The organism is Rhodococcus sp. T7, assembly GCF_009872365.1.
GTDB lineage: Bacteria > Actinomycetota > Actinomycetes > Mycobacteriales > Mycobacteriaceae > Rhodococcus_F.
The window spans coordinates 1-674 of sequence record NZ_WXYH01000292.1; the positions used below are offsets into that span (position 1 = coordinate 1).

At 65.7% G+C, this 674-nt stretch carries 1 protein-coding gene; it reads right to left on the bottom strand.

Annotated features, from left to right (window positions below; genetic code table 11):
• The coding region (locus MLGJGCBP_RS23695; RefSeq protein ID WP_268960771.1) for an acyl-CoA dehydrogenase family protein at positions 1 to 674 on the bottom strand (674 nt) is incomplete at both ends.

Sequence of the window (674 nt, forward strand, 5' to 3'; positions counted from 1 at the left end):
TCGTCGGAGATGATCCGCATCTGGATCTCGCTGGTGCCCTCGAAGATCTTCGTCAACCGGGCATCCCGCCAGTGCCGCTCCACCTGAAAGTCGGTGGTGTACCCGGCGCCGCCGTGGATCTGCACCGCCTCACTGGTCACCCGCTCCGCCATCTCCGTCGCCACCAACTTGCACATCGACGCCTCCAACGAACACCGCCGACCGGTATCGATATCGGTGGCCACCGCATACATCAACTGCCGTGCCGCCTCGATATCGGCCGCCATCTTCGCGACCTTGAACCGCAGATGCTGAAAATCCGCCAACTCCCGCCCGAACTGACGGCGGGTGTGCAGATACGCGATCGAATCCTCCAACGCCGCCCGCGCCAACCCGATCGCCCGCGCCGCCGTGTGCGCCCGCCCCACCTCCAATCCGGACACCGCCAGGTAGAAGCCCTTGCCCTCCTCGCCGAGCATCGCGGTCGCCGGCACCCGGAAATTGTCGAACGACAGCTCCCAGGTGCTCCACCCGAAGTACCCGATCTTGCGGATCTTCGTCCCGCTGACTCCGGCCGGGAACCCCCCGCGCTCCTTGTCGATCAGGAACGCACTGATCCCGCGGTGCGGCTTCGCCGGATCCTTGTGCGGGTCGGTGCGCGCGAACAACACCAGATAATCGGCCTCGTCGGCGTA